Genomic DNA, 24,440 nt, shown 5'->3' on the forward strand with positions numbered 1-24,440 from the left:
TTCTATCTCACAGTCTCTCAAAGAACTTTCCGGAAGACTACTTCTCCCAGTTGCGCCCTGCTCTTCTGCAGGGCCGGCCCGCAGGCCACTCACTCGTGTTGTCGTTGTCTCCGAACCGGGCTGCCCTCGTTTGCGGAGTGCAAAGGTAGGAAACATTTTCCTCTTTGCAACAAAAACACTGACTTTTTTTTCTCTTTCTCCCCGGCCCGTCTGGCTGGGAGGCCCCTTCGAAACCTTCGTTTCAGAGCGGGTTGCAAAGGTAAGCAACCTTTTTGAACTTGCAAACAGCCAGGCGAAACTTTTTTCTCTCTTTCCTTTTACCCTCTGCTGAGAGGTTGCTTGGAACGCCTCCTGCCGAAGCGGGCTGCAAAGGTAGCAACCTTTTCCGTATCCGCAACACCCAAGGGCGACTTTTTTTCTCTCTTCTTTCTCCGGTCGCCCCCTGTCAGGAAGAGGCCTTCGAACGCCTCCTGCTGAAGCGGGCTGCAAAGGTAGGAAGAAGTTTCGTTTCCGCAAGCACCCGGCCAAAGTTTTTTCCCTCTTCTCGGCCGCTGTTCTGCCTCCGCCCCTCAGGCCCTTCCTGCCGAAGGGGACGCAAAGGTAAGCAGCTTTTCCGTATCCGCAAGCGGGGAGGGAAAAAATTTCCGCCTTCTTTCAGTCCCTTCTGTCGGCGGCCCCGCCGGCCGCCCGCCCCCCGCTCTCGTGGAGGGAGTGCAAAGGTAGGGAGCGTTCCCGGATTTGCAAGCGCCCCGGGCGAACTCTCACCTTCCCCGAGGGGCGGTTCCCCTTAAGCCCCTCAGCCGCTGCGGGATTCTTTCAAAAGAAAGTTTGGGGTTTCTATTAACCTACCCCTCCCCTACAGGAATTACTTACCTTTGCTCTTCAATCGAAATGCTTTTGCAGCTCTTCACTGCATTTTTACTTGCGCTTACCTAATTTGTACAAGGAGACATTTATGATTATTGCCTGTGGATTTCCCCATACCCCATTAGCCTTTATACTGCTACGCAAGAGATATAACTGCTTTAGCGCATTTAGAAGTTCCTGTTGATTAAATATTCTTCCAGATGTTTCTCCCATCTTGAGCAGGATGAAGGTCTAATTTAGAATTCTCTTTGATGATGCTATCTGATATTGTAATGGTATGATATTTCTCCTGCTATCGTCTCCCTTATGGTTTTCAGGTATAGCCTATATAAAAGCAGAAGCCCCGCCTTATAGAACGGGGCTTCTGCTTTTAGCTTTACTATTCGATTAAATTGCTTTTGGTTTTTTATAGAGTGGTACGGTGCTGCAGGGCTCTCCATACATGAGGCTGCTGGTAACCGGTAATAGCTTACGCATGATTTCCACATAAGCGTAGGTCGGGACAGGTATGCTGCCGCAACCTTTCACTACTACTTTGGCATCTCTATACTCCTCTGGGTCTATCTTGGAGATTGCCTCTTGCATGAGTGCCTGCTCCAATGCCTCCAGGTCCCCGAAAACATAGTAGTTGGCATATGCCTGCAGCTTGGTTGCCAAAAGCATATAGGCCCAAGTCGGCACAATCGCATCAGCTGAGCAAAGTATAGCTATGTTTTTACCAGCGTATACAGACCAGTCGTTGTCTTTTACAAAAGCCCTGAAGTCTTTTTCGCGCAGGATGAGCCCCATATAAAGGTTATCCTTTATATCATACACTACACGCTCGCCTGGGTGAAGCAGTTCTTCCAGGTTGAATGTTACCAGCGCGCTTTGTGCTACCTTATTTATTATCTCTGACATCGTGTTGACTATTTAATAATGTTCTTACTCGCACTTGTTATATAAACATCCTTTAGGTAGAAGGGTTCATAATAGGCCACGTCTTCAAAGGCCTGTTGCTCATACTTAGCTAGGGCAAGTTGGCCTATCGGTTTTGCCGAGAGCTGTATCCCCTCTATGAACAACGCATTCTTATTTTCACCGACCAAATTCTTGAACTTAGCTGCCCCACTCCCAAAGAAGACAATCCGATGTTCTTCCAGCTGCTTCTTGAATGTATCTTCATCCAGAATGACAGGCGCTATGGGCAGTTGCTCTTCTAGGCTAGCATTCAACAGGCAGGTATAGACTTCCATACGCCGGGCATCGAGCATCGGGCAAAACAGATACTCTTCCGCATTTGGTACATGCTGTACTGCTTGCAAGGCCAGTCCATACAAGGTTGACACTTCCAGCAGCGGGATGTCGAGGGAGTAGCAAAGGCCTTTGGCGGTTGAGCTTCCTATCCGCAAACCGGTATAGGAACCCGGGCCGCCCGATACGGCCACTGCGCTCAGCTGCCTCAGCTCCACCCCACAATTCTCCAATAACTGGGAAATCATAACGGTGATGTGGGAGGAGTGTGATTTCTCAATTTGCAACTCTGAAGCTCCCAGCAAATCGGCTCCCTTGAACAAGGCGACGGAACAGACAGTGGAAGAGGTTTCGAGCGCGAGCAGAAAGGACATGCGTTATTCTATATAATGTATCTACAAAAGTACTGCACGAAAGGCAAGAAACAAAAAGCCAGCTTTATGCTATACCTACAAAGAAAGAGGGTGGCACCTTGGCAGCACCACCCTCTCGTCGGACTTATGTCGTTTACTTCAGCTTCAGGTATGAGGCGTACTCCTGAGAGTCGGTTAGCACCCGTTTCGCCATCAGGATGTCCGGGTCATCATCAAACGAGGACTCGATGTAGCCTTTCTGCAGGTAATAGCGAGAGGCGATTTCGGCTTCCAGCATTTCCTGAATCTCGGTACGGAACCTGGTCAGGTCGTTAGCCTTGTTATGGGACACTTTCTTCCTGATGGTAGCCAGTTCTCCTTTTATATCATCCAGGTGCTTTCCTTCCTTCGCCTTCTCAGACAGTTCCTCTAACTCGCGCTCTACTTTGGTGGTATAGGATACATCCTTATCCTCCAGGTATGCTATGAACTTCTGATAATCTGCATCGGTCATTTTGAAGTCCTTGGCAGGTGCAATAGAGGGGTGCTCGGCTCTGTATTTGTTGGCGTACTCGAAGAAGTAACCTTTAGAGGCGATGGCCCTTGCGATATCAGAGAAAGTTGTGCGCTCCACCTCCACGTCCGGGCTCACCCCGCCGCCATCGTACACCACGCGGCCGGTGGCTGTTTTGAAAGCAACGCGAAGCGAATCTGGAATCTTGCCTACGCTACCGTCTTCGTTGCGGTGGGTATAGTCGATGGCCTGTATGCTGCGGCCACTTGGGATGTAGTACTTGGCTGTCGTCACTTTCAATTGGGAGTTATAGGATAGCGGACGGGTAGCCTGCACCAACCCTTTCCCGAAGGTGCGCTCTCCCACCAGCACGGCCCGGTCATAGTCCTGCATCACGCCGGCTACGATTTCAGAAGCCGAGGCACTGCGGGAACTGGTCAGGATAACGAGCGGAATCTCCTTGTCAAGCGGTTCGTCCAAGGCCTTGTATGTCTTGTTCCACTCCTTCACTTTGCCTTTGGTGCTCACAATGTCTTTTCCTTTGTCAACAAACAGGTTGGAGATGTTCACTGCCTCGTGCAACAGACCACCCGGGTTGTCGCGCAGGTCGAAGATGATTTTCTTCGCTCCCTGCTCCTTCAGCTTCTGAACGGCAGTGCGCACCTCTTTGGATGCGTCCACGGTGAAGCCTGAAAGCTGGAAGTAACCTATTTCCTTGTCCAGCATGCCGTAATAGGGCACGTTGTCCACCATGATGTTGGCGCGGGTCAGTTCTACAGTGCGGGGTTTGGTCTGGCCGTAGCTGCGCACCTCCAGTTTGATGGTAGAGTTCGCCTGGCCTTTGAGCAGCTTGCTTACTTCAGATGTAGTCTTGTTGGAAACATTCACGCCGTCAATCTTCACAATCTCGTCGCCTATCACCAGACCAGCCTTGTGGGCGGGCGAGTTCTCATACGGCATCTGCACCATGACTTTGCCGTTGCGGCTGCCAATGAGCGCACCTATACCGCCATACTGACCAGTGGTCATGGTACGGAAATCCTCGATATCGTCCTCAGGAATGTAGTTCGTGTACGGGTCAAGCGACTTGAGCATCGCATCTATACCTGTGCGCACCAGTTTGGCAGGCGGCACTTCGTCCACGTAGTAGGTGTTTACCTCTTTGAAAAGGGTGGCAAAAACATCTAGGTTTTTGGCAATCTCGAAATAGCGCTCAGATTCTGATTTAAAAGAAACCAGTGTGAGCGCAAGGCAGCCTATGACAAGGCCGGCTATAGACTTTTTGTACATACTATTTCAGGTTTGAGGACGAGGTAAGACTACTTAATCAAACAACGTTCCAAACCGGAAATTAGTTTTTTTTGGATTGTATCAAAGGATTTTTTTTCCTTGCCTATATAAATGATGGCAAGGAGGCGGGGAGCCTGCTCCTGGTGTTGGGATAGAATGTGCCTGTTGAGGCGGTAAGCCTCACGCACTTGGCGCTTCAGGCGGTTGCGGTCGACGGCGCGTTTGAAGTTGCGCTTCGACACGGATATAACCAACTGCGTTTTCTCGGATAGAAGGTCTTCAGGAGAGTAATGTACAAACCTGAGGGGATACAAATTAAAAGAAGAACCCTTGCTAAACAGCAGCGAGATAAGCCGCTTACTGCACAAGCGTTCTTCTTTCGAAAATGTATAGGAATTCGGTTGCTCTGCCTGCTCAGTCATGTGCTGGATCCATTCAATTGAGCGGCTCCGGGCTGGGCAAAGCGCAAGCCGAAATTAAGCCTTGTGTCTTCTTTCGTCAGAAACGGAAAGTTTCTTTCTGCCTTTCGCTCTTCTGCTAGCGAGCACTCTTCTACCGTTAGCGGTTTCCATTCTAGATCTGAAACCGTGCTTATTTCTTCTTTTTCTCTGAGAAGGCTGGAATGTTCTTTTCATCGTCTGCCAATGGTTTTATTATGGCCTGCAAAATTAGGGAAGCTTTTCTAAATTAGCAATCCATCTTCTATAATATTTGTAAAAATACACCAATTTACGCTCCGGCAGCGTCAAAATCGGCTATAACTGTTCACCTGAAGGCTCTCTTCGTATGAAGCGAGTAAAAAACTTATCCCATGATTCGGCACCACATCAGCTTTTCCAACCCGCTCACGCACTTTCTGGACATTACTCTATCCATACCTGGCAAGACACAGCAGGAGCTATACCTGCAACTCCCGGCCTGGCGCCCCGGCCGCTACGAACTCCAGCACTTTGCCCAAAAGTTGCGCGGTGTTACGGCCAGCGCCAATGGCCACGCTATACCTGTCCGGAAGGTGACTAAGGACAAGTGGCTAGTGGAGGCAGGCGGAGCTGAGACAGTGGAAATCAGGTATAGCTTTTATGCCCGGCAGATGGACGGGGGCGGCTCCTGGCTGGACGAGGAGCAGCTATACCTGAACGGCATCAACTGCCTGATGGCGGTGGAGGGACGCGAGCAGGAGCCCCAGCTACTCCAACTCCACTTGCCAGACGACTGGCAGATTGCCTGCGGACTGAAGGAGACGGAGCGCCATACCCTGCAGGCCACCAACTACGACCAACTGGTAGATAGCCCCCTCATCGCCAGCGCCACCTTGCAGCAGGAAACCTATACGGTAGCAGGTATACCCTTCCATATCTGGATACAGGGCGACTGCCGCCCGGACTGGGAAAGGATTAAAAAGGATTTCGAGGCTTTCACCCAAGAGCAATTGGAGGTGTTCGGTGATTTCCCTGTAGCTGATTACCACTACCTGAACGAAATCCTGCCTTACCGCTTCTACCATGGCGTTGAGCATAGCAACTCTACCGTCATCACGCTGGGCCAGGGCGAACTGCTGATGACGCCGGCGCTGTACAAGGAGTTTCTGGGCGTAAGCTCACACGAGCTGTTCCATACCTGGAACGTGAAACAGATACGGCCGAAGGAAATGCTGCCCTACGACTTCACTGGTGAGAACTACTTCCGGACGGGCTATGTAGCCGAAGGCGTCACCACCTACTACGGCGACTACATGCTAGCCCGCTCCGGCGTGTTCTCGGCCACACAGTATTTCGAGGAACTGAATACCACCCTGCAACGCTACTTCGCTGATTATGGCCACCACCACCTCTCCGTAGCCGACTCCTCTTTCGACCTGTGGCTGGATGGTTATAAACCCGGCATACCTGACCGAAAGGTGTCTATCTACATCCAAGGAGCTCTGACCGCCCTGCTGCTTGACCTGCAACTGCGGCAAGCCACTAGCAATGCAGCTAGCCTGGATACCGTGATGCGGCACCTGTGGGAAGAGTATGGGAAACGCGCCAATGGGTATAGCGAGGAAGATTATGAAAACTTGGTGCTGCGTATCGGTGGAGAGGATTTTCGGTCGTATTTCGAGCAATACATTTATGGGACTTCGCCTATAGAACAAGCCTTGGATGAAGCGCTCCACTACATAGGCTGCACGCTGCAGGCAGAGGAGAACCCGCTGCTGTACGAGCGGCTGTTCGGCTTCAAGGTTGTTGCAGATAACCAACTCACGAAGGTGTCGGCTATAGCACCTGACTCGCCTGCCAGTACTGTACTGAGCGTGGACGATGAATTGGTAGCCGTGAACGGACGAAAACTGGAGCAGAACCTGCAGCCGCTGCTAGCGGACCTATACCTGGGCCAAACTATGGAGCTGACTTTGTTCCGCAACAAGCAGCTGCGCCAAGTAAAACTGCAGCCTGGTCAGCAGACTTTCTATACCAGGTATACCGTAGCCAAACGTGCGGACGCCACTACTGAAGAGAAGCAGAACTTCCAGCTTTGGCTGAAGCAGGAGTTTTAGTAGGTTAGTTGAAAAGCAGCCTCAGGTAGAAGGATGGCTGCTTTAGTCGCTCCCGCAAATCCAAATCGGTGAACATGCAGGAGATGGTCTCGGCCAGCGCCTGGTTCTTGGATGCTTTGCTGGCCACCTGGTTGAACAGCCACGGGTAGTTGAGCAGGCGCTGCATGCGGCGACTTAGCTTGAGCTCTTTCCAGAGGCGGTTATACACCGCTTTGTCATAGCCTTGGATGAAATCAGCAGAGAAGTCCTGCTGCTGCAGGCACAGCTCGGCTTGTGTGGCTGCCCAGCGGCCGCTAATCATGGCATTGCTGATGCCTTCGCCGGTGAACGGGTCGATGAGCGAAGCCGCATCGCCTACCAGCATGTAGTTGTCCCCTGAAATCACCCGCTTCCTGGAGCCCAGCGGTAGACCATATCCTTTGATGTCGCCTACTAGCTCTGCTCCAGCGAAGCGCTGCTGGAACTCGGGGTGCGTGGCGATGATGCGCAGCATCTCTTTCTTCAGATTCACTTTTTTCTGGCTCACCGTCTCGCTCAGCATACCCACCCCCACATTGGCGTAGCCACCCGGAAGAGGGAAAATCCAGAAGTAGCCTGGCAGGAAATCTTTGAGAAAATGGAGCTCGATGAAGTTGTCTTTGTCCAGCCCCTGCACGCCTTTGTAATAGGCGCGCAATCCGGCGCAGTAGTGCTCCGGCTCCTGCTTTATACCGGCCTGCTGCCTGGCGAAGGACGAATGCGCTCCATTGGCCGCAATCAACAGACGCGTTGTTAATTGGAGGCTTCCACTTTTGTCTGTCAGCAGGTACCCTCCCTCTGCCTTCTCGACAGAGGCGACGTCTATACCTTCCAGCAAGGTGATTTCAGGGCGCTTCTTCGCCTCCTCCACCAGGAAATTATCGAAATCGACTCTTTTGGAGATGTAGCCGGATGGCACGTCCTGCTCCGGGTTGTAATTGTACTTGAAAGGAACGCTCAGCTTATACCCGGCCGGAGAGACGAAATGGATGCCCCAGGAAGGCAGCTGTGACTCCTGTTGGCTTAGCACAGCGGGTAAATCCGGGCAGATGCGTTTGAGCTCGCTCACCACTTTGCCGCTGAGCGCATCGCCGCATACCTTGTCCCTGGGGAAAACGGCTTTGTCTATCAGAACGGACGGGATGCCTTTGTTGGCTAGGTGCAGTGCTGCGGAAGCGCCTCCTGGTCCGGCGCCCAGTATACAAATGTCGTGGTGCTGCATAGTGCTCTTCTAGTGAAGGGGGCTAAAAATAAGAAGCAATTTCCAGCCTGGCACCATGGCAGTCAAAAAAGCCAGCTATAAAACAAGAAGAGGAAGGCCTGTATGGCCTTCCTCCCCTCTCAATTTTCATAGTCTTATTTTGGTCTCTCTAAAGCTACTTTTTATCGTAAGGCATGTTATTGCCGCCTTTAGCGAGGTTTCGGTTCGGGTTTTGCACTTTGGTTTCGCTGTCGTTAGTAGCGTTCCTAACAGGATTGTCTTCAATATTACCCATCAATTTGTTTGGGTCCTCTCCTTGCGGATTGTTCTTCTTCAGTTCGTCCTGCGTCTTTTTATTTTGATTTTGTATGCTCATCGTTTGTCTCCTGTATTGGTGTATACAGTATAGGTTTACCCCTGTTAGCCATACTTTGTTGCATTTTATATCATCATGAGCCAGTGTGCAACGCCTACGAAACGCAAAAAGGGAGACCGAAGCCTCCCCTTTCTGTGTGCTATACCTATTATAATCTACTGCAATACGGTATCGAATTTCACCAGGCTCACGAACTGCTGCACGCGGTTGTCAATCTCTTGCTGGCTCAGGTTCTTGAGGCGCTCCGTACCGAATTTCTCCACACAGAACGAAGCCAGCGCTGAGCCATGGATGATGGCGCGCTTCATGCCCTCGAAGCTGATGTCGCCTGTTTTGGCTATGTAGCCGATGAAACCACCCGCGAAGGTATCGCCTGCTCCGGTTGGGTCAAACACTTCCTCCAGCGGCAGAGCCGGCGCGAAGAATACTTTCTCCTCATGGAACAACAAGGCACCGTGCTCGCCTTTTTTGATGATGAGGTATTTAGGTCCCATCGCCATGATTTTGCGAGCCGCCTTCACCAGGGAATACTCCCCGCTCAGTTGGCGTGCTTCTTCGTCGTTGATGGAAAGCACGTCTACCAGCGCGATGGTTTTCTGCAGCTCCTCCATAGCGATGTCCATCCAGAAGTTCATAGTGTCCATCACGATGAGCTTCGGGCGGTTAGTCAGACGCTCCAACACCGTGCGCTGCACCTGAGGCGCCAGGTTGCCCAGCATCAGGTATTCGCAACCTTGGTACGACTCCGGTATGATGGGGTCGAAATCGCCCAGCACGTTGAGCTCCGTCACCAGCGTCTCGCGGCTGTTCATGTCGTTGAAGTAGCGGCCTGACCAGAAGAAGGACTTCTCGTCTTCCTTCACCTGCACGCCTTCGGTGCTGATGTTGCGCTCGTGCATCAGCTGGATGTGGTCCTGGTCGAAATCTCCGCCCACTACGGACACCACATTCACAGGCTTCACGAAATAAGAGGCTGAGAGGGAGATATAGGTCGCCGCACCGCCCACTATCTTATCTGTTTTTCCGAAGGGAGTCTCCAGCGCGTCGAACGCCATAGAACCGACTACTACTAAGCTCATATTTTTTTCAATTACGATGATGAATTACAACTCATGAATGGGAGGCCACGTCAGCAGCTTGGCTATTGCCTCTACTGTCTGGATAAAAGGGGCCCGTATTTCAAAACAAAGTTAAACAAAAAAGCCCTTGAAGGTTTGCTTCAAGGGCTTCGGGTGGAAGATGGGTCTCGAACCCACGACCCCCAGAATCACAATCTGGTGCTCTAACCAACTGAGCTACAACCACCGTGTCTCGTTTGAGAATGCAAATATACGTGCCGTTTTCTTATTTACAATACGTGGTTCGCATTTTTTTGCATGAAATATCTTATCTCGCTGTGGCCTTTGGACTTACAATCGCACTGGGTTAGGTATAGCGCCTACACGCTTAGCCTGGTGCCGCACCACGGGCAGTAGTTGATGACCACCATGGTGGCGCTGCCATTGTGCACCGGTATACCGTACAGCCCTTCGTCCCATTTGTTGATGACCACTTCCGGGTTGCCATATCGGATTTCGCCGTCCTCATCCAGGCTTTCATATACCTTGTCGGCCAGCATCAGGCAGCAGTAGTTCCCGTAGTCGAAGCCCTTGCTTTTCAACTTCTCGGCAGTGGCCCAGGTATAGCAGGCCTCGTCTTCGTGTATGGCCTCACTGTAAGCCTCGTACTCCTCTGAAGCCAGCACTTCCTCCGGCAACTCCTTCCCGAAAAAGCGGGCATGCAGTTCTTTGAATCGCTCTAGTTCCATGGCTATACCTTAGCGGTCGAACAGCAGCCTCTCCCCTTTTTTGCTCTCATCAAACGCTCCGTCGGCAAAGGCCAGGTGGCCCGAGACGAAGGTATGGGTGATGGTGCTGCCAAAGGTATGGCCCTCGAACGGCGACCAGCTGCACTTATAATAGGTGTTGTCTTTCGTCACGGTGTAAGGTTTGTCCAGATTCACTAGCACCAGGTCAGCCCAGTAGCCTTCCCGGATGTAGCCGCGCTCGCGCACATTAAACAAAATCGCCGGCGCATGCGCCATCTTCTCCACCACCTTCTCGATTGTCAGCTTGCCTTGCTTCACGAACTCCAGCATCATCTGCAGCGAGTGCTGCACCAGCGGCACCCCACTTGGCGCCTGTTTGTATTTGCCCTGCTTCTCCTCCCACAGGTGCGGCGCGTGGTCTGTCGCGATGACATCCAGTTTATCTTCCAACAATCCCTGCAGCAAGCCTTCTTTGTGGCGATGCTCCTTCACGGCTGGGTTGCACTTGATTTGCGTACCGAATGTATCGTAGTCTTCTTTGTCGAACCAGAGGTGGTGCACGCATACCTCGGCTGTGATGCGCTTCTGCTCCAGCGGGATGTCGTTGCGGAACAGCTTCAGTTCCTCCTCGGTAGAGATGTGCAGGATGTGCAGACGCGTGTTGTGCTTCTCGGCTAGCTTCACCGCCAGGAACGACGACTTGAAACAGGCGGCTTCATTACGTATTTCGGGATGGCACTTCACCGGTATGTCATCACCATACTTCTCTTCGTAGATGGCCATGTTGTCGCGGATGGTCTGCTCGTCCTCGCAATGCACGGCGATGGGCAGTTTTGCCCTGGAGAAAATCTGCTCCAGCGTCTCCTCGTTATCCACGAGCATGTTGCCCGTGGAGGAGCCCATGAAAATCTTGATGCCGCAGACGGTGTTGGGGTTGGTGAGCAGCACCTCAGACAGGTTGTCGTTGGTGGCGCCCATATAAAAGGAGTAGTTGGCCAGCGAGGTTTCGGCAGCAAACTTATACTTCTCCTCCAGCAGCTCCTGCGTTACGGTGTTGGGAACGGTGTTGGGCATCTCCATGAACGAGGTGACGCCTCCCGCCACGGCCGCTCTGGCCTCTGTTTCGATGTTGGCCTTATGCGTCAGGCCCGGCTCCCGGAAGTGCACCTGGTCATCGATGGCGCCGGGCAGCAGGTATAGCCCAGTGGCGTCTATGGTCTCGTCGGCTTCGGTAGCTATACCTGGACCAATCTGGGTGATGCGCCCGTTTTGAATCAGCACATCGGCTGTGGTGGTTTTTCCTTCGTTTACGAGTTGGGCGTTCTGGATGAGGATGGATTTCATAGAAAGTGTTTTCACGGCGGCTTTGATATCGGCTAATATACGGATGAAATCACGTTTTACGGCCCCGTCTGGAGTCTCTTTGCCTCCCAACCATAAAATTCCCGTACTTTTGTAAATAAGTACAAAGAATATTACCAGACCCATGGCAGAAGAAGCAGAGAAAGAAGTGACCACGTTCGAGGATTTTAAGCTGAACAAACAGCTGCTGAACGCCATCGCCGATGCCGGTTATGAGAAGCCCACACCCATTCAGCTGAAGGCGATTCCGGTCATCATGGGCGGCCACGATGTAATGGGTATCGCCCAGACCGGGACGGGCAAGACTGCCGCGTTTCTGCTGCCGATTCTCATGAAGGTGAAGTATGCGCAAGGCACCAACCCGCGCGCCCTCATACTGGCTCCCACCCGCGAACTGGCCATGCAGATAGAGGAGAACATCAGCCTGCTGGGCAAGTATACCGACCTGCGCCATACCGTCATCTACGGTGGCCTCGGCCCGAAGACACAGATTGAAACCATCAACAACGGCGTTGACATACTCGTGGCCACACCCAAGCGCCTCATGGAGCTATACCTGAAAGGAGAGCTGATTCTGAAGGAGCTTAAGACGCTGGTGCTTGACGAGGCCGACAAAATGATGGACATGGGCTTTATGCCCCAAATCCGTCAGCTGCTGGAGGTGCTGCCGCGCAAACGCCAGAATTTGCTGTTCTCGGCCACCATGCACCCTAAGGTGGTGGAGCTGTCAGAGGAGTTCCTGGAGTTCCCGACCCGCATAGAAGTGACGCCGCAAGCCACCCCCGTGGAGACGGTGAGCCAGGTGCTATACCAGGTGCCAAACCTGCGCACTAAAATCGCGATGCTCGAGCACCTGATTAAGGATAAAGAGACATTCAACCGGGTCATCATCTTCACGCGCAGCAAGAAAAACGCAGAAGATGTAGCCAAGTTCCTGGAGCGCCGCGAGTACGGCGAGGTGCGCGCCATACACGGCAACAAAGGCCAGAACACCCGCATCAACTCCATGGAGGCCTTCAAAGGCGGCGATGTGCGCTTCCTGGTGGCGACGGATGTGGCCTCCAGAGGTATAGACGTGACCATGGTGAGCCATGTAATCAACTTCGACGTGCCGTTCGTGTACGAAGATTACGTGCACCGCATCGGACGCACGGGCCGCGCCGAGAATGAAGGAGCCGCCATCACATTTGCCAACCCGGCTGAGATGTACCACATCCGCAAGATTGAAAAGCTCATCCGCATGCAGATTCCGGAGGAACCGATGCCGGAGGAGGTGAAGATGCACGAGACGCCTTTCGAGGAGCAGCAGGCCATCGCCCGCGACATCGACCACCAGAAGCGCAGCGCGAACCCAGACTTCAAAGGAGCATTCCACGAGAAGAAAGCCATACCTAAAAAGCGGCCTACTAAGAGCAAACGCGACCCGAAAGCCTCGTTCTGGGAAAAAACGAAAAAGAAGAAACGCTAAAAAGAAAGCGCCAGCCGAGGTTTCGGCTGGCGCTTTCTTTTTATGTTATCAGGTATAGCTGCAAGGTCAGGTATAGGTATAGTTGGCAAATCCAGGTATGTCTATACCTAAAAATACTGCAGGGCCACTTCCTGGAACTCGAACACCATGTAGGTCAGCAGGAAGCTCCAAAGCACGGCACTCCAGAGCATGTGCAGGATGATGCTCCGCCTGGGCACTCCGAACACAGCCGCCACGATGGTTCCGAACACCGGCGTAAGCAGGAGTGGCGTGAGGAAGGCCACCCCAATCACGCCAAAGCTGCTCCATATCCGGACGATGCGCCGGCTCTTGCTCCCGAACACGGGTTTCTTCTTTTCGCGCCGGTAATTGGAGTACCACCGGGAGGCAGCCCGCCCAATGAAGGAGAACACGATGACGCTCGTCATCATGCCGGCCACGGTGAACAACACCGTCTCCATGTACGAGAGCTTCAAGGAAATACCCGCCATAGGCCCTCCGATGAATTTAATCATGCTGATGAAGTACACCGACATATATTTTAGAATCTCCTCAGCCACTGGTCTATCTTGTTTATGGGTCTGGCTTCAATTGCCACAACGTTTATACGCAGGAGCCTAAATACGGCACACCCCGTTGACACGAATATTTGAGACGTTCAGCCGCAAGCCACAGCCAGTGGCGCAGCCGGGAAACCATGTGACTAGACACGGCCTATACCTTGGGACCAAACGCCAGGTCGCCGGCATCGCCCAGGCCAGGCACGATGTAGAAGTTTTCGTTGAGGCGCTCGTCCATGGCCCCAAGCCAGATATGCGCTTCCGGCACCTCCTGCTGCACATGGGCCACTCCCTCCGGCGAGGCGATGGCCGCCGCGAAGTGCACCTGTATCGGCTTGCCGTGGCGCAGCATTCCTTTGTAGGACTTCACCAGCGACCGGCCTGTGGCCAGCATCGGGTCCGCGAGAATCAGGATTTTGTCGTGGATGTCGGTGGAGGCCAGGTACTCCATGTTAATCTGCAGCTCCGTGTTCTGCTCCTCCACCCGGTAGGCGCCCACAAACGTGCTGTAGGCCTTATCAAAGTAGTTGAGCATGCCATTGTAAAGCGGCAGACCGGCCCGCAGGATAGTGGCCAGCACGGGCTGCTCCGCCAGCAGCTGTGTTTGGGTGGAGGCAAGCGGCGTGGCTATCTCCCGGGTCTCATAGGGCAGCGTCTTGGAAATCTCGTAGGCCAGCAGCTCACCCAGGCGCTCCAAGTTTCGGCGGAAGCGCAAGCTATCGTGCTGAACGGAGATATCGCGCAGCTCGGCTACAAAGTGGTTGGCGAGCGATGGCTTTTCGGTGAGGATGTGCAGGTTCTGGTTTTGCATACGCATCGTGGTTTGTCTGATAAAGATACGGCCTTTCATGGTCCTGGCAATTCATGCCGCCCAAAAACGTTCATCTGCAAGCGGTACTACATCGTCAATTGCCTGCAAAAACACCTATCTTTCATAACTATATGAGTACATGTTGAGTAGATTGCCTGCAGATTGATAACTTTGCGCCCAAACTGAAACAGCTATTTATGAGAAACATACTCGCCGCTCTGGCGCTTGGCCTGCTGGCTATACCTACGGTTCAGGCACAGGACGTGTACGTGCCTTATGACCGCGATACCTACCACCTGATAGACCGCTACCAGATAAAGCTTGGGACCAAGGTGCCGCAACTGCACACCAGCGTACGCCCGATTGGCAGAAGGGAAGTAGCCGAGCTAGCCGAGGCAGCCACCGGCGAGCCGCGCTCCAATGCGGACATGTTCAACATCCAGTACCTGCTCAACGACAACTGGAACTATACCACGCAGGACAACGACAACATCAGCCAGCGGCCCATCTTCAACGCCTTGTACCGCAACAAGACTGATTTGTTCCACTACGAATCAGAGGACTTTACCGTCCGCGTGAATCCGGTGCTGCACCTGGAGTTGGGCAATGACAACCAGAGCAACGGCATGCGCTACGTGAACACGCGGGGCGTGCAAGTGGAAGGCAGCATCGATGACCGCTTCGGTTTCTATACCTTCATCGGCGAGAACCAGGCCAAATTTGCCGACTATGTGGTGGACCGCATCCAGCGCGATGGCGTGGTGCCGCACGAAGGTCTCTGGAAACGGTTTAAAGGAGATGGCTACGACTTCATCACGGCGCGCGGCTATCTGAACTACTCGCTCTCCAAGCACGTGGAAATACAGTTAGGCCACGACCGCCACTTTATCGGCGACGGCTACCGCTCACTCGTTTACTCTGACTATGCTCCCCCGGCCTTCTTTCTCAAACTGAACACCCGCGTATGGCGCCTGCACTACATGAACCTGTTCCAGGAACTGACCGCAGACTACCGTAACCGCAACGGCGGCGACCGTTTGTTACCTAAGAAGTACATGGCCCTGCACCGGCTCGGCGTAAACGTGACTGACAACTTCAACGTAGGTCTTTTCGAGCAGATTATCTTTGGGCGCGAGAAAGGCAAGTTTGAGCTGCAGTACCTGAACCCCATCATCTTCTACCGCAGCGTGGAGCACAACCTGGGCAGCCAGGACAACGCCATGCTGGGATTAGACTTCCGCTGGAACCTGTTCAACACCGCGCAGCTCTACGGCCAGCTGGTTCTCGACGAATTCGTGCTTAGCGAGGTGCGGGCGGGCAACGGCTGGTGGGCGAACAAGCAAGCCGGCCAGATTGGTGCCAAGTACATCGACGCATTCGGCCTCCCCAACCTGGACCTGCAGGGAGAGGTGAACATCATCCGCCCCTATACCTATCAGCACCGCGACGGCAGCTCCAATTACCAGCACAACCGCCAGCCGCTCGCGCACCCTACCGGGGCCAACCTGTATGAGTTCATAGGTATCGCGCGCTACCAGCCGCTGCCACGCCTGCAGCTGGTGGGCAAGGCCATCGCCACCCGCTATGGCATAGATGAGATCACCGCAGAAGGCGACACCATCAACTGGGGCACCAACGTGAACCTGGACTACAACCTGAGGCCTGGCCCCTACGGGCACGAGATTGGGCAGGGCATCACAGCCAATCAGTTGCACCTGGACCTGACGGCTACGTACCAGTTCAAGCACAACCTGTTCGTGGACCTGAAAGGCATCATCCGCCGCACCGACGCCGAGGTGAGTACATTAGATAAGAACACCGTCTATACCTCTGTGGCGCTGCGCTGGAACATTGCGCAGCGTTTGCATGAGTTTTAACCAGCAGGTATAGCTATACCTTGAGCGGGGAGCCTTTACCACAAAAGGCTCCCCGTTTTCGTTTTGATGGCTCGGTGCACATACCTGTTCGAAATTAGCTATCTTTGCAGCGGCTTGGCTGACCACAGGTATAGCAGGCCTCAAACAGTATAATTACTTACTACTTAAAACCTTCTGTGTGTTGAAGAGGCCTCTCTCCTTCACCCGGACCTGCCGCTATGAGTTGCTCGCAGACCAGCGGCGGCACCTGTTCATATGAAGACTTATCTCCGGATACTGCAGTTCGCAAGACCTTACGGCCGCTTCGTGCCGCTCTATACCATCTATACCGTGCTGGGCATTGTCTTTGGCTTGTTCAACTTCACGCTCCTCATTCCGCTGCTCAACGTGCTCTTCGGTAAAGTAGGCACTGCTGATGCCGCCGTCATGATTACCACGAAACCGGAGTTCAGCCTGTCCATCGATTTTCTGAAGGACTTCTTCAACTTCCATTTCGGACAGGCCATATTGGAGTATGGCCGCAAGGGAGCGCTGTTGTTTGTCTGCATCATCATTACCTGCTCCGTTTTCCTGTCCAACCTGTTCAAGTACCTGGCGCTGCGCGTAATCGGGGCGCTGCGGGCGCATGTGGTCAAGAAAATACGCCATGCCACTTATGAGCGTGTGACCCAACTGCACTTGGGCTATTTCAGCAACGAGCGCAAAGGCGACCTGATGACGCGCATGACGGTGGACATACAGGAGGTGGAGAACTCCGTGGTGAACACCATGACCGTGGTCATCCGGGAGCCGATTTCCATCATCGCCTTCTTCGTGGTGCTGTTCACCATGTCCGTGAAGCTCACGCTTTTCACCCTGATTCTTCTCCCGCTATCCGGCTTGCTCATTGCAGGTATAGCCAAGCGTCTCAAGCGTGCGGCGCAGCAAGGGCAGGAGTCTCTGAGTTTCATCCTGACTATCATCGACGAGACGCTGAGCGGCATACGGGTCATCAAGGCTTTCAACGCGGAGCCGTACATCCTGGACAAGTTTCACCAGCAGAACGACCTTTACGCCCGCATTCAGCGCTCCATCGCCAACAAGCGCGACTTGGCCTCCCCTTTCTCGGAGTTCATGGGCGTGACGGTAGTAGCCTTGCTCCTATACTTTGGTGGCACCATGGTGCTGAACCAGGAGTCGGAACTGGACGCCGCGGCTTTTATCACTTACATCGTGTTGTTCTCGCAGGTGCTGGTGCCGGCCAAAGCCATGTCGGCCGCCTTTAGCAATATACAGCGCGGCCTTGTGTCGGGTGACCGCATCCTGAGCGTGATTGATACCGTGCCGGCTATCCAGAATAAGCCAGACGCGAAAGTGCTGCCAGAGTTCCGGCACGAGATAGAGTTCCGAAACGTCAGCTTCAGCTACGGCGACCATAACGTGCTGCAAAATATCAACCTGACCATCGAGAAAGGCAAGACCATTGCGCTGGTGGGTCCATCCGGAGGAGGCAAGTCTACTCTCGCCGACCTGATACCGCGCTTCTACGACCCTACTGCGGGCGCAATCCTCATTGACGGCCACGACATCCGGGACTATACCATGGAATCAGTGCGGGACAAAATGGGCGTGGTGACGCAGGAATCCATCCTCTTCAACGACACTATCTTCAACAACATCGCCTTTAACAAGACCGATGCCACCGAGGAGGAAGTGATAGCCGCCGCCAGAATCGCCAATGCTCACGAGTTCATCATCAAGACACCGGACGGCTACCAGACCATGATTGGTGACCGCGGCGGACGTCTGTCTGGCGGGCAGCGCCAGCGCCTGAGCATCGCGCGGGCCATACTCCAGAACCCGCCCATCCTCATATTGGATGAGGCGACCTCGGCCCTCGACACCGAGTCGGAGAAGCTGGTGCAGGAAGCCCTGACCAACCTGATGAAGAACAGGACCTCCATTGTGATAGCTCACCGCCTGAGCACCATCCAGCATGCCGATGAGATTGTAGTTTTACAACAGGGACAGATAATTGAGCGCGGGTCGCATGAGGAGCTGCTGCAGCACAGCGGATTGTACGCAAAACTCACCCAGATGCAGCTGGTGTCCTAGCAGGAATAGCGTTTTAATGGTACGAGTACTTGCTTTAGCGTAAATTTTGGAGCCATCGCTTCGGGAAAGTCATACTTTTTTCATAGTTTAGCCCGACCCGTTGTTGCACCAAAACCTATGTTCAAAGCATGAAAACACTTAAGACAGTCTCGGATGCAGTGGCATTCTGCTATGCCGTGTTTATAGCACTTTTGCTGACCAACCTGCTAGACCAGAATGCCATCTTCAGCATCACCACAGAAGAACAGACACTCATCCTATATAAATCACTGGGCGCGATTGGCGCAGGGCTCATGCTGCTGAAACTCTGGATTGGCAAGCTCTACATTGCATCGCTCCGATACGACCGCCACATGGCGCAGGTAAAGATAAATGAACTAAAAGCCGATTTGTATGAGCGCAAGCAGGCTTTCAGAAGCAACAGCTACAGAGAATCCAGAATGGAGATGGCTGTAGCCAGTAACTAACCACAACACATGACCGACCTAATAGTAGCGGAACTGAAACAGGCGCAAGAGACGCTTGCCAACTTTATAGCCGACCCAGCCAACATTACCTCCATTGAGAAGGCGGCCACAGCCATGGCGGATGCGGTCACTGCAGGCGGCAAAATACTGTCGTGCGGCAATGGCGGCTCCATGTGCGATGCCATGCACTTTGCTGAGGAACTCACCGGCCGCTACCGCGACAACCGTCGGGCTATACCTGCCATCTCCATTTCCGATGTCAGCCACATGAGCTGCGTAGGCAACGACTATGGCTACGATTTCGTGTTTTCGCGCTATCTGGAGGCGCTGGGCAACCCAGGCGATGTGCTGCTGGCCATCAGCACCAGCGGCAATTCCTCCAATGTGCTCAAAGCCGCAGAGGCAGCCAAAGCCAAAGGCATGACGGTCGTTGGCCTCACCGGCAAGGACGGCGGCAAGCTGGCCCCTCTATGCGATGTAGAAATTCGCGTGCCACACATGGGCTACGCCGACCGCGTGCAGGAGATTCACATCAAGGTCATCCACATCCTCATCTTACTCATTGAGAAGCGACTGACGTAGAAGGTATAGCCACCATACCTTTTTCGTTTGCCATGCCACGCTTCGCCAGCCTTCTGCTACTACTCTTTACGCTGCACGCTTGCAATACACTCAATAAGGAGGAGCAACCACAGGAAAGCGCAACGACTCCTGAGGTCACCCCTACTGCCCCATCCTCAGACATCCTTATTGTGCCGGGGGAGCGGGTGGGCCTGATAAAGCTAGGGATGACGCCGGAGCAGGTACACGGCATTCTGGGCAAGCCCGACGAAGGTGACGCAGCCATGGGAAAGGCGCTCTCCACTTGGCATACCGATTCAACCGCTACGAAACAGCACCAGCTGAACATCTTTTTTGTCAGGACGACCGTGGGGGAAGAGGAAACCATGAGAGCGCAGCAGATTCGCGTCACGTCACCAGACTTCGAAACGGCCGGCGGCATACGCACAGGTTCTCCGATTGACAGCATCCGAAGGGATTTTACACCGCTACACAGAACAGCCTTTTACACCAGGGAAAATCAGGAAACGGCATACCTGTTTGAGGCACCTGCCGATGGCATCAGCTTTGAGATAGTTTATCCAGACAGCATATGCGTCGCCATGACAGTGCATGAAAAGCGTCTTTCTCCCAAAAACAGCTACCTTCCCGTCCACCCTACCCTGCGGTATTATGATGGGCAATGAGCCACCGCTTGTGTCTCTTTCTTGCTATACCTGAAAAAATTATACTTATGAGGCCGCTGCACCGGAATCAATTGCATGCAGCAAGTGTTCCGGCTCTAACTCAATCAAAAATCATCCTATAGATTATAGCTCTATTGTATGCTCATCAAGTCGTTTGGCAGTGCCGTGCAGGGCGTAAATGCCTATACCGTGACCGTAGAAGTAAGTGTAAGTGCCGGTGCCAAGTATTTTCTGGTAGGCCTCCCCGATAACGCCATTAAAGAAGGAGAGCAGCGGATAGAGTCGGCCCTAGCGCAGTACGGGTATAAGCTGAAGCGCCAGAAGACCATCATCAACATGGCTCCTGCCGACATACGAAAAGAAGGCTCTGCCTACGACCTCACCATTGCTATGGGTATGCTGGCCGCCTCCGGTCAAATGGCGCCAGACAAGTTGTCGCAGTACATGATTATGGGCGAACTCTCACTCGATGGTTCGCTCCGCCCCATCAAAGGCGTGCTGCCCATTGCCATACAAGCCCGCAAGGAGGGCTTCAAAGGGTTCATTCTTCCCGCCCGTAATGCCAATGAAGCCGCCATTGTCAACAACCTGGACATCATCGGGGTGGAGAACATCAAAGAGGCCATCGATTTCCTAAACGGACAAGCCGACATACCGCCACTCCGCATAGACACCCGCGACATTTTCCAGAGCAACGTAGACCAGTATGCCGCTGACTTTTCAGACGTGCAGGGGCAGGAGAACATCAAACGCGCCCTGGAAATCGCGGCGGCCGGTGGCCATAATGTGATTATGATAGGTCCTCCGGGTGCCGGCAAGACCATGCTGGCCAAGCGACTGCCCTCTATCCTGCCGCCCCTCTCCATGCACGAAGCGCTGGAGACAACCAAAATCCATTCGGTGGCCGGCAAGTTGGGTGAGGTATCTTCGCTCCTCTCTACCAGGCCATACCGCTCGCCGCACCACACCATTTCCGATGTGGCCTTGGTGGGAGGCGGTGGCATCCCGCAGCCCGGTGAGATATCGCTGGCCCACAACGGCGTGCTGTTCCTGGACGAACTGCCTGAATTCAAGCGTACCGCCTTGGAAGTGATGCGCCAGCCCCTGGAGGAACGGCGGGTGACCATTTCGAGAGCCAAAACCACCTTGGAATTCCCGGCCAACTTTATGCTGATTGCCAGCATGAACCCCTGCCCCTGTGGCTATTATAATCATCCGGTTAAAGAGTGTGTGTGCGGACCCGGCATTGTGCAACGCTACCTCAACAAGGTGAGTGGCCCGTTGCTAGACCGTATTGACCTACATGTGGAGGTGACGCCCGTTACGTTTGACGAGATGACCGCCACCCGCAAGTCAGAGGACAGCGGCACTATCCGCAGTCGCGTAGTGACGGCACGTGAGCTGCAGCGGGAACGTTTCAAAGACTTCGACCAGATTCATTCCAATGCTATGATGCCTTCCCAAATGGTGAAGGAGGTATGCCAGGTATCCGACTCCGGCAGGGCTTTGCTCAAGACGGCGATGGAGCGCCTGGGGCTCTCTGCCCGCGCCTACGACCGCATTCTGAAAGTAAGCAGAACGATTGCTGATTTGGCTGGAAACGAAGAAATAAAAATTGAACATTTAGCAGAAGCTATCCAGTACCGGAGCCTGGATAGAGAGGGGTGGGCGGGCTAAAGCATCTAACCTGCAAATTATTCATATATAGCTTATTACATAAAGCGGCAGCTGTATCAGCTGCCGCTTTCTTGATTTCAAGCCGCCTATTTTGCTAACAGTTTATTGCACCGTATTTCATCTGAGACAAACCTCTTTTTTAGACTTTTCTCCTGACCTTGCGTAATAGGCTACATCGGGATTAATAACACTAACAGGAAATGACCCGATTCATATTACCTAATTTAACCATCAAATTTACTACTATGAAGAAGACGATTTTATTACTTGTATTGGCGGTAACTACCATGGTTGCTGCTCATGCGCAAGGCCCGCGCATTGGTATCAGGGCTGGTGCCAACTATTCTGGCTTCAGTGGTTCTGACGCCGATAACCTCGACAGGATATTTGGCGCACACGGTGGTTTGACTGCCAACTTCCCGATGACAACGGACAACTTTTTCTCCATCCAGCCGGAACTGCTTTTCTCTATGAAGGGTGCTGAGACAAGCGATGATGTGTTCAAGATAAAAGTAAATTACCTGGACGTGCCTGTGCTTGGCCGTGTGAATGCAGGCCCCCTGTATTTTGAGGCCGGTCCGCAGGTGTCGGTGCGTATAAGCGGCGACGTAGAGCAGAACGGAAACAACATACAGGACAACCTGGATGAATTCAAAAGAGCCAGTTTCGGGTATGCGGCTGGCGTGGGTTTGTCGGCTACCCCACTCGGTTTAAGCATTGGCGTACGCTATAATGGCGATGTTTCAAAGCTTTATGACGACAGCAGTGCACCAAATTTCAGAAACGACGTATTCATGCTAACGCTGGGCTACCTGTTCGGTGGCGCACAATAAAGCATCCATTAGTACAGAATAACTATGACATAGAAGACCCGGCTTCCGCCGGGTCTTTTTTGCTGTATGAACCAGTCTGCAGAGCCAGAATCTTATAAAGTGCCAGATACACTTCCGCCTGCTATACCTAGGCACGACACAGTGAAACAATATGTGCAAAAATGACATTGGCACTTGCCGCCAGCCGCTATACCTGTGCCAGTTCTTTACACTCAAAAAAATTTAGTGCAAAGTATAAATTTTATCTAGCTGATATTCAATATACTGTCGAGATACTGCTATGCAAGCTGTGTGAGGCAATCCAATAAAAGCATAATGCTGCACGTATATTGCTATGACGTACCATATTAACCAAACCAAAAATTATGAAGAAGTTACTAATGCTCGTATTCGCAGTGATGACTGCATTTGCCGCACAGGCCCAGACAGCCAGTTTCGGTGTCAGAGGCGGTGCCAACATCTCTAACCTCTCCGGCGACTTGCGCAACGAAGACCGCTTCGAGAACAAAGTGGGCTTCCATGGTGGCATCTTTGCCAACTTCGGTATAGTAGATGATTTTTTCTCTATCCAGCCGGAATTGCTCTACTCTTCCAAGGGTTTCAAGAACGAGGAATCAGAGTACACCGTCTTGAACCAAACCTACCGCAGAGAAGGCAAATCAAACTACAACTATCTGGACCTTCCGGTACTGGCTAAAATCAAGGCGGGCCCACTTTACTTCGAGGCTGGTCCGCAGGCCTCTTACCTGTTGAGCGTAAACAACGAGACCAAGACCTATATCAACGACAACCTGCAATCCACTAACCGGGACGAAAAGAGCAAAGAAGGTTTGTCTGAGTTTGAGGTAGGCTACGCAGCAGGTATAGGCTTCACTTCCCGCAACAACGCCATCAGCTTTGGTGTGCGTTACAACGGCAGCATCAACGATTTTGTGAAGGAAGACGTGAACTTTGAAGGCGACCTGACGAACGCGCGTCACTCCCTCTTCATGGTGACCGTAGGCTTCGGCATCCCGACCAGCAGATAATACTTGCCATACCTAGTGGTGCTAAAAAGCCCGCCTTGCCTTATGCGCAAGGCGGGCTTTTTACATTCTGCAATATAAGTAACAGAGCCTCATAATCAACCAATTAGCAGGATAGAGAGTACAAGAAATACAGGCCACCTACTGTTCCCACTATGAAAAAAGCACTCATCTTAAGTTTCCTGTTGGTTATGCCTTTATTAGCTGCACAGGCGCAGTACTACAGGTATGGCGCAAAGGCAGGCGGCGGTTTCTCCACAGCCGTGGGCAAAGACGTCTCATCAGACCAAATCAACCACCTGGCAGGTATACACGCAGGCCTTGTCTTCACCTACGAATTTGTTTCCCGGCTTGGCGTGCAGGCGGAGCTTAACTACGCTCGAAAGGGGTTTGTGTACGACAACTACAGGCGGGAGAACGATGCAACGATTCCTCCTGGAACAGCACTTGCCGGTGATTCACGGTTGGACTATATCGAACTGCCGCTCTTGGTCAAGGTACAAAAAGCGGCGCTCTTTCTAGAAGCAGGCCCTTATCTGGGCTATCTTCTCAACGTGAGCAGCGACGTCAACCTAGTCGAAACTGTCCTGACGGACCCTCCTGCTGTTCTGGAACCACGCAACTTCAGCCGGGAAGCCTTCAACAGCTTTGATGTGGGTTATGCTGTGGGTGGTGGCCTCATGTTGCAAAACGGATTCTTCATGAGTATACGCAACACAGGCAGCCTTCGCCCCTTCCCTAAAGAAGACCTGAAACAGCGCAACCTTGCTTGGCAACTCTCCATCGGTTACCTGGTGCCGGCGCGCGGTTCATCGCCTTACTAA

24 protein-coding genes and 1 tRNA gene are annotated in these 24,440 nt (G+C 52.9%); 12 read left to right on the forward strand and 13 right to left on the reverse strand.

Features of this window, described 5'->3' with window-relative positions; genetic code table 11:
• Nucleotides 1-331: hypothetical protein (locus B051_RS22780; protein WP_211214363.1), on the forward strand; the 331-nt coding region annotated here is incomplete at its 5' end.
• 923 nt (nt 332-1,254) lie between these two features.
• On the opposite strand, the gene B051_RS0119215 is transcribed toward B051_RS22780, so the two are convergent.
• The 5 genes from B051_RS0119215 to rpmH form a co-directional block, all read right to left on the reverse strand.
• Nucleotides 1,255-1,767, reverse strand: a complete 513-nt coding sequence (locus B051_RS0119215; RefSeq protein WP_018479859.1) for a DUF2480 family protein — start codon at nt 1,765-1,767, stop codon at nt 1,255-1,257.
• Between the two features lie 8 nt (nt 1,768-1,775).
• The gene (tsaB, locus tag B051_RS0119220) at nt 1,776-2,474 is read right to left on the reverse strand and encodes a tRNA (adenosine(37)-N6)-threonylcarbamoyltransferase complex dimerization subunit type 1 TsaB (RefSeq protein WP_018479860.1); all 699 of its coding nucleotides are present in this window, start codon (nt 2,472-2,474) and stop codon (nt 1,776-1,778) included.
• Between the two features lie 133 nt (nt 2,475-2,607).
• Nucleotides 2,608-4,257: a S41 family peptidase gene (locus tag B051_RS0119225; protein ID WP_018479861.1), complete on the reverse strand. Its 1,650-nt coding sequence runs from the start codon at nt 4,255-4,257 to the stop codon at nt 2,608-2,610.
• Nucleotides 4,258-4,286: 29 nt separating this feature from the next.
• Nucleotides 4,287-4,679 (reverse strand): ribonuclease P protein component, encoded by a 393-nt coding sequence (locus B051_RS0119230; RefSeq protein WP_018479862.1) that lies wholly within the window; start codon nt 4,677-4,679, stop codon nt 4,287-4,289.
• A 54-nt stretch (nt 4,680-4,733) separates the two neighbouring features.
• Nucleotides 4,734-4,892 carry a 50S ribosomal protein L34 gene (rpmH, locus tag B051_RS22265; RefSeq protein WP_071594924.1) on the reverse strand — a complete coding sequence of 53 codons (159 nt, stop codon included), beginning with the start codon at nt 4,890-4,892 and terminating at the stop codon, nt 4,734-4,736.
• A 176-nt stretch (nt 4,893-5,068) separates the two neighbouring features.
• Here rpmH and B051_RS0119235 point away from each other — a divergent pair, with 176 nt between their 5' ends.
• Complete coding sequence (locus B051_RS0119235) at nt 5,069-6,793, forward strand: M61 family metallopeptidase (RefSeq protein WP_018479863.1); 1,725 nt, start codon at nt 5,069-5,071, stop codon at nt 6,791-6,793.
• 4 nt (nt 6,794-6,797) lie between these two features.
• Here the strand turns inward: B051_RS0119235 and B051_RS0119240 are convergent, their stop codons facing one another.
• The 6 genes from B051_RS0119240 to B051_RS0119265 all read right to left on the reverse strand — a co-directional run bounded on the left by B051_RS0119240 (nt 6,798) and on the right by B051_RS0119265 (nt 11,539).
• Nucleotides 6,798-8,033, reverse strand: a complete 1,236-nt coding sequence (locus tag B051_RS0119240; RefSeq protein WP_018479864.1) for an NAD(P)/FAD-dependent oxidoreductase — start codon at nt 8,031-8,033, stop codon at nt 6,798-6,800.
• Nucleotides 8,034-8,187: 154 nt separating this feature from the next.
• The gene (locus B051_RS0119245; RefSeq protein WP_018479865.1) at nt 8,188-8,388 is read right to left on the reverse strand and encodes a hypothetical protein; all 201 of its coding nucleotides are present in this window, start codon (nt 8,386-8,388) and stop codon (nt 8,188-8,190) included.
• 155 nt (nt 8,389-8,543) lie between these two features.
• Complete coding sequence (locus tag B051_RS0119250; RefSeq protein WP_026236539.1) at nt 8,544-9,467, reverse strand: PfkB family carbohydrate kinase; 924 nt, start codon at nt 9,465-9,467, stop codon at nt 8,544-8,546.
• Between the two features lie 151 nt (nt 9,468-9,618).
• Nucleotides 9,619-9,694, reverse strand: a tRNA-His gene (locus B051_RS0119255).
• Between the two features lie 132 nt (nt 9,695-9,826).
• Nucleotides 9,827-10,195 (reverse strand): DUF6980 family protein, encoded by a 369-nt coding sequence (locus tag B051_RS0119260; protein WP_018479867.1) that lies wholly within the window; start codon nt 10,193-10,195, stop codon nt 9,827-9,829.
• Between the two features lie 9 nt (nt 10,196-10,204).
• Nucleotides 10,205-11,539 (reverse strand): dihydroorotase, encoded by a 1,335-nt coding sequence (locus B051_RS0119265; RefSeq protein WP_026236540.1) that lies wholly within the window; start codon nt 11,537-11,539, stop codon nt 10,205-10,207.
• Between the two features lie 142 nt (nt 11,540-11,681).
• On the opposite strand from B051_RS0119265, the gene B051_RS0119270 reads away from it, so the two are divergent.
• A complete protein-coding gene (locus tag B051_RS0119270) occupies nt 11,682-13,025 on the forward strand; it encodes a DEAD/DEAH box helicase (RefSeq protein ID WP_018479869.1) in 1,344 nt (447 codons plus the stop codon).
• Nucleotides 13,026-13,132: 107 nt separating this feature from the next.
• On the opposite strand, the gene B051_RS0119275 is transcribed toward B051_RS0119270, so the two are convergent.
• A complete protein-coding gene (locus B051_RS0119275; RefSeq protein WP_245539671.1) occupies nt 13,133-13,585 on the reverse strand; it encodes a hypothetical protein in 453 nt (150 codons plus the stop codon).
• Nucleotides 13,586-13,739: 154 nt separating this feature from the next.
• Nucleotides 13,740-14,402 (reverse strand): uracil phosphoribosyltransferase, encoded by a 663-nt coding sequence (gene upp / locus B051_RS0119280; RefSeq protein WP_157579118.1) that lies wholly within the window; start codon nt 14,400-14,402, stop codon nt 13,740-13,742.
• Nucleotides 14,403-14,593: 191 nt separating this feature from the next.
• Between upp and B051_RS0119285 the strand changes: the two genes are divergently transcribed.
• The 9 genes from B051_RS0119285 to B051_RS0119325 all read left to right on the forward strand — a co-directional run bounded on the left by B051_RS0119285 (nt 14,594) and on the right by B051_RS0119325 (nt 24,440).
• Complete coding sequence (locus B051_RS0119285) at nt 14,594-16,273, forward strand: hypothetical protein (RefSeq protein ID WP_018479872.1); 1,680 nt, start codon at nt 14,594-14,596, stop codon at nt 16,271-16,273.
• Nucleotides 16,274-16,528: 255 nt separating this feature from the next.
• On the forward strand, nt 16,529-18,367 hold the full coding sequence (locus B051_RS0119290; RefSeq protein WP_018479873.1) for an ABC transporter ATP-binding protein: 1,839 nt from the start codon (nt 16,529-16,531) through the stop codon (nt 18,365-18,367).
• 128 nt (nt 18,368-18,495) lie between these two features.
• Complete coding sequence (locus B051_RS0119295; protein WP_018479874.1) at nt 18,496-18,834, forward strand: hypothetical protein; 339 nt, start codon at nt 18,496-18,498, stop codon at nt 18,832-18,834.
• Between the two features lie 9 nt (nt 18,835-18,843).
• Nucleotides 18,844-19,416 carry a D-sedoheptulose 7-phosphate isomerase gene (gene lpcA / locus B051_RS0119300; protein ID WP_018479875.1) on the forward strand — a complete coding sequence of 191 codons (573 nt, stop codon included), beginning with the start codon at nt 18,844-18,846 and terminating at the stop codon, nt 19,414-19,416.
• A gap of 32 nt (nt 19,417-19,448) precedes the next feature.
• Nucleotides 19,449-20,081 carry a hypothetical protein gene (locus B051_RS0119305; RefSeq protein ID WP_018479876.1) on the forward strand — a complete coding sequence of 211 codons (633 nt, stop codon included), beginning with the start codon at nt 19,449-19,451 and terminating at the stop codon, nt 20,079-20,081.
• A gap of 138 nt (nt 20,082-20,219) precedes the next feature.
• Nucleotides 20,220-21,758: a YifB family Mg chelatase-like AAA ATPase gene (locus tag B051_RS0119310; RefSeq protein ID WP_018479877.1), complete on the forward strand. Its 1,539-nt coding sequence runs from the start codon at nt 20,220-20,222 to the stop codon at nt 21,756-21,758.
• Between the two features lie 245 nt (nt 21,759-22,003).
• Nucleotides 22,004-22,591, forward strand: coding sequence for a porin family protein (locus B051_RS0119315; protein WP_018479878.1), 588 nt, complete (start codon nt 22,004-22,006; stop codon nt 22,589-22,591).
• 365 nt (nt 22,592-22,956) lie between these two features.
• Nucleotides 22,957-23,619 (forward strand): porin family protein, encoded by a 663-nt coding sequence (locus B051_RS0119320; protein WP_245539672.1) that lies wholly within the window; start codon nt 22,957-22,959, stop codon nt 23,617-23,619.
• Between the two features lie 152 nt (nt 23,620-23,771).
• Complete coding sequence (locus B051_RS0119325) at nt 23,772-24,440, forward strand: porin family protein (protein WP_018479880.1); 669 nt, start codon at nt 23,772-23,774, stop codon at nt 24,438-24,440.

Source organism: Pontibacter roseus DSM 17521 (assembly GCF_000373265.1).
GTDB lineage: Bacteria > Bacteroidota > Bacteroidia > Cytophagales > Hymenobacteraceae > Pontibacter > Pontibacter roseus.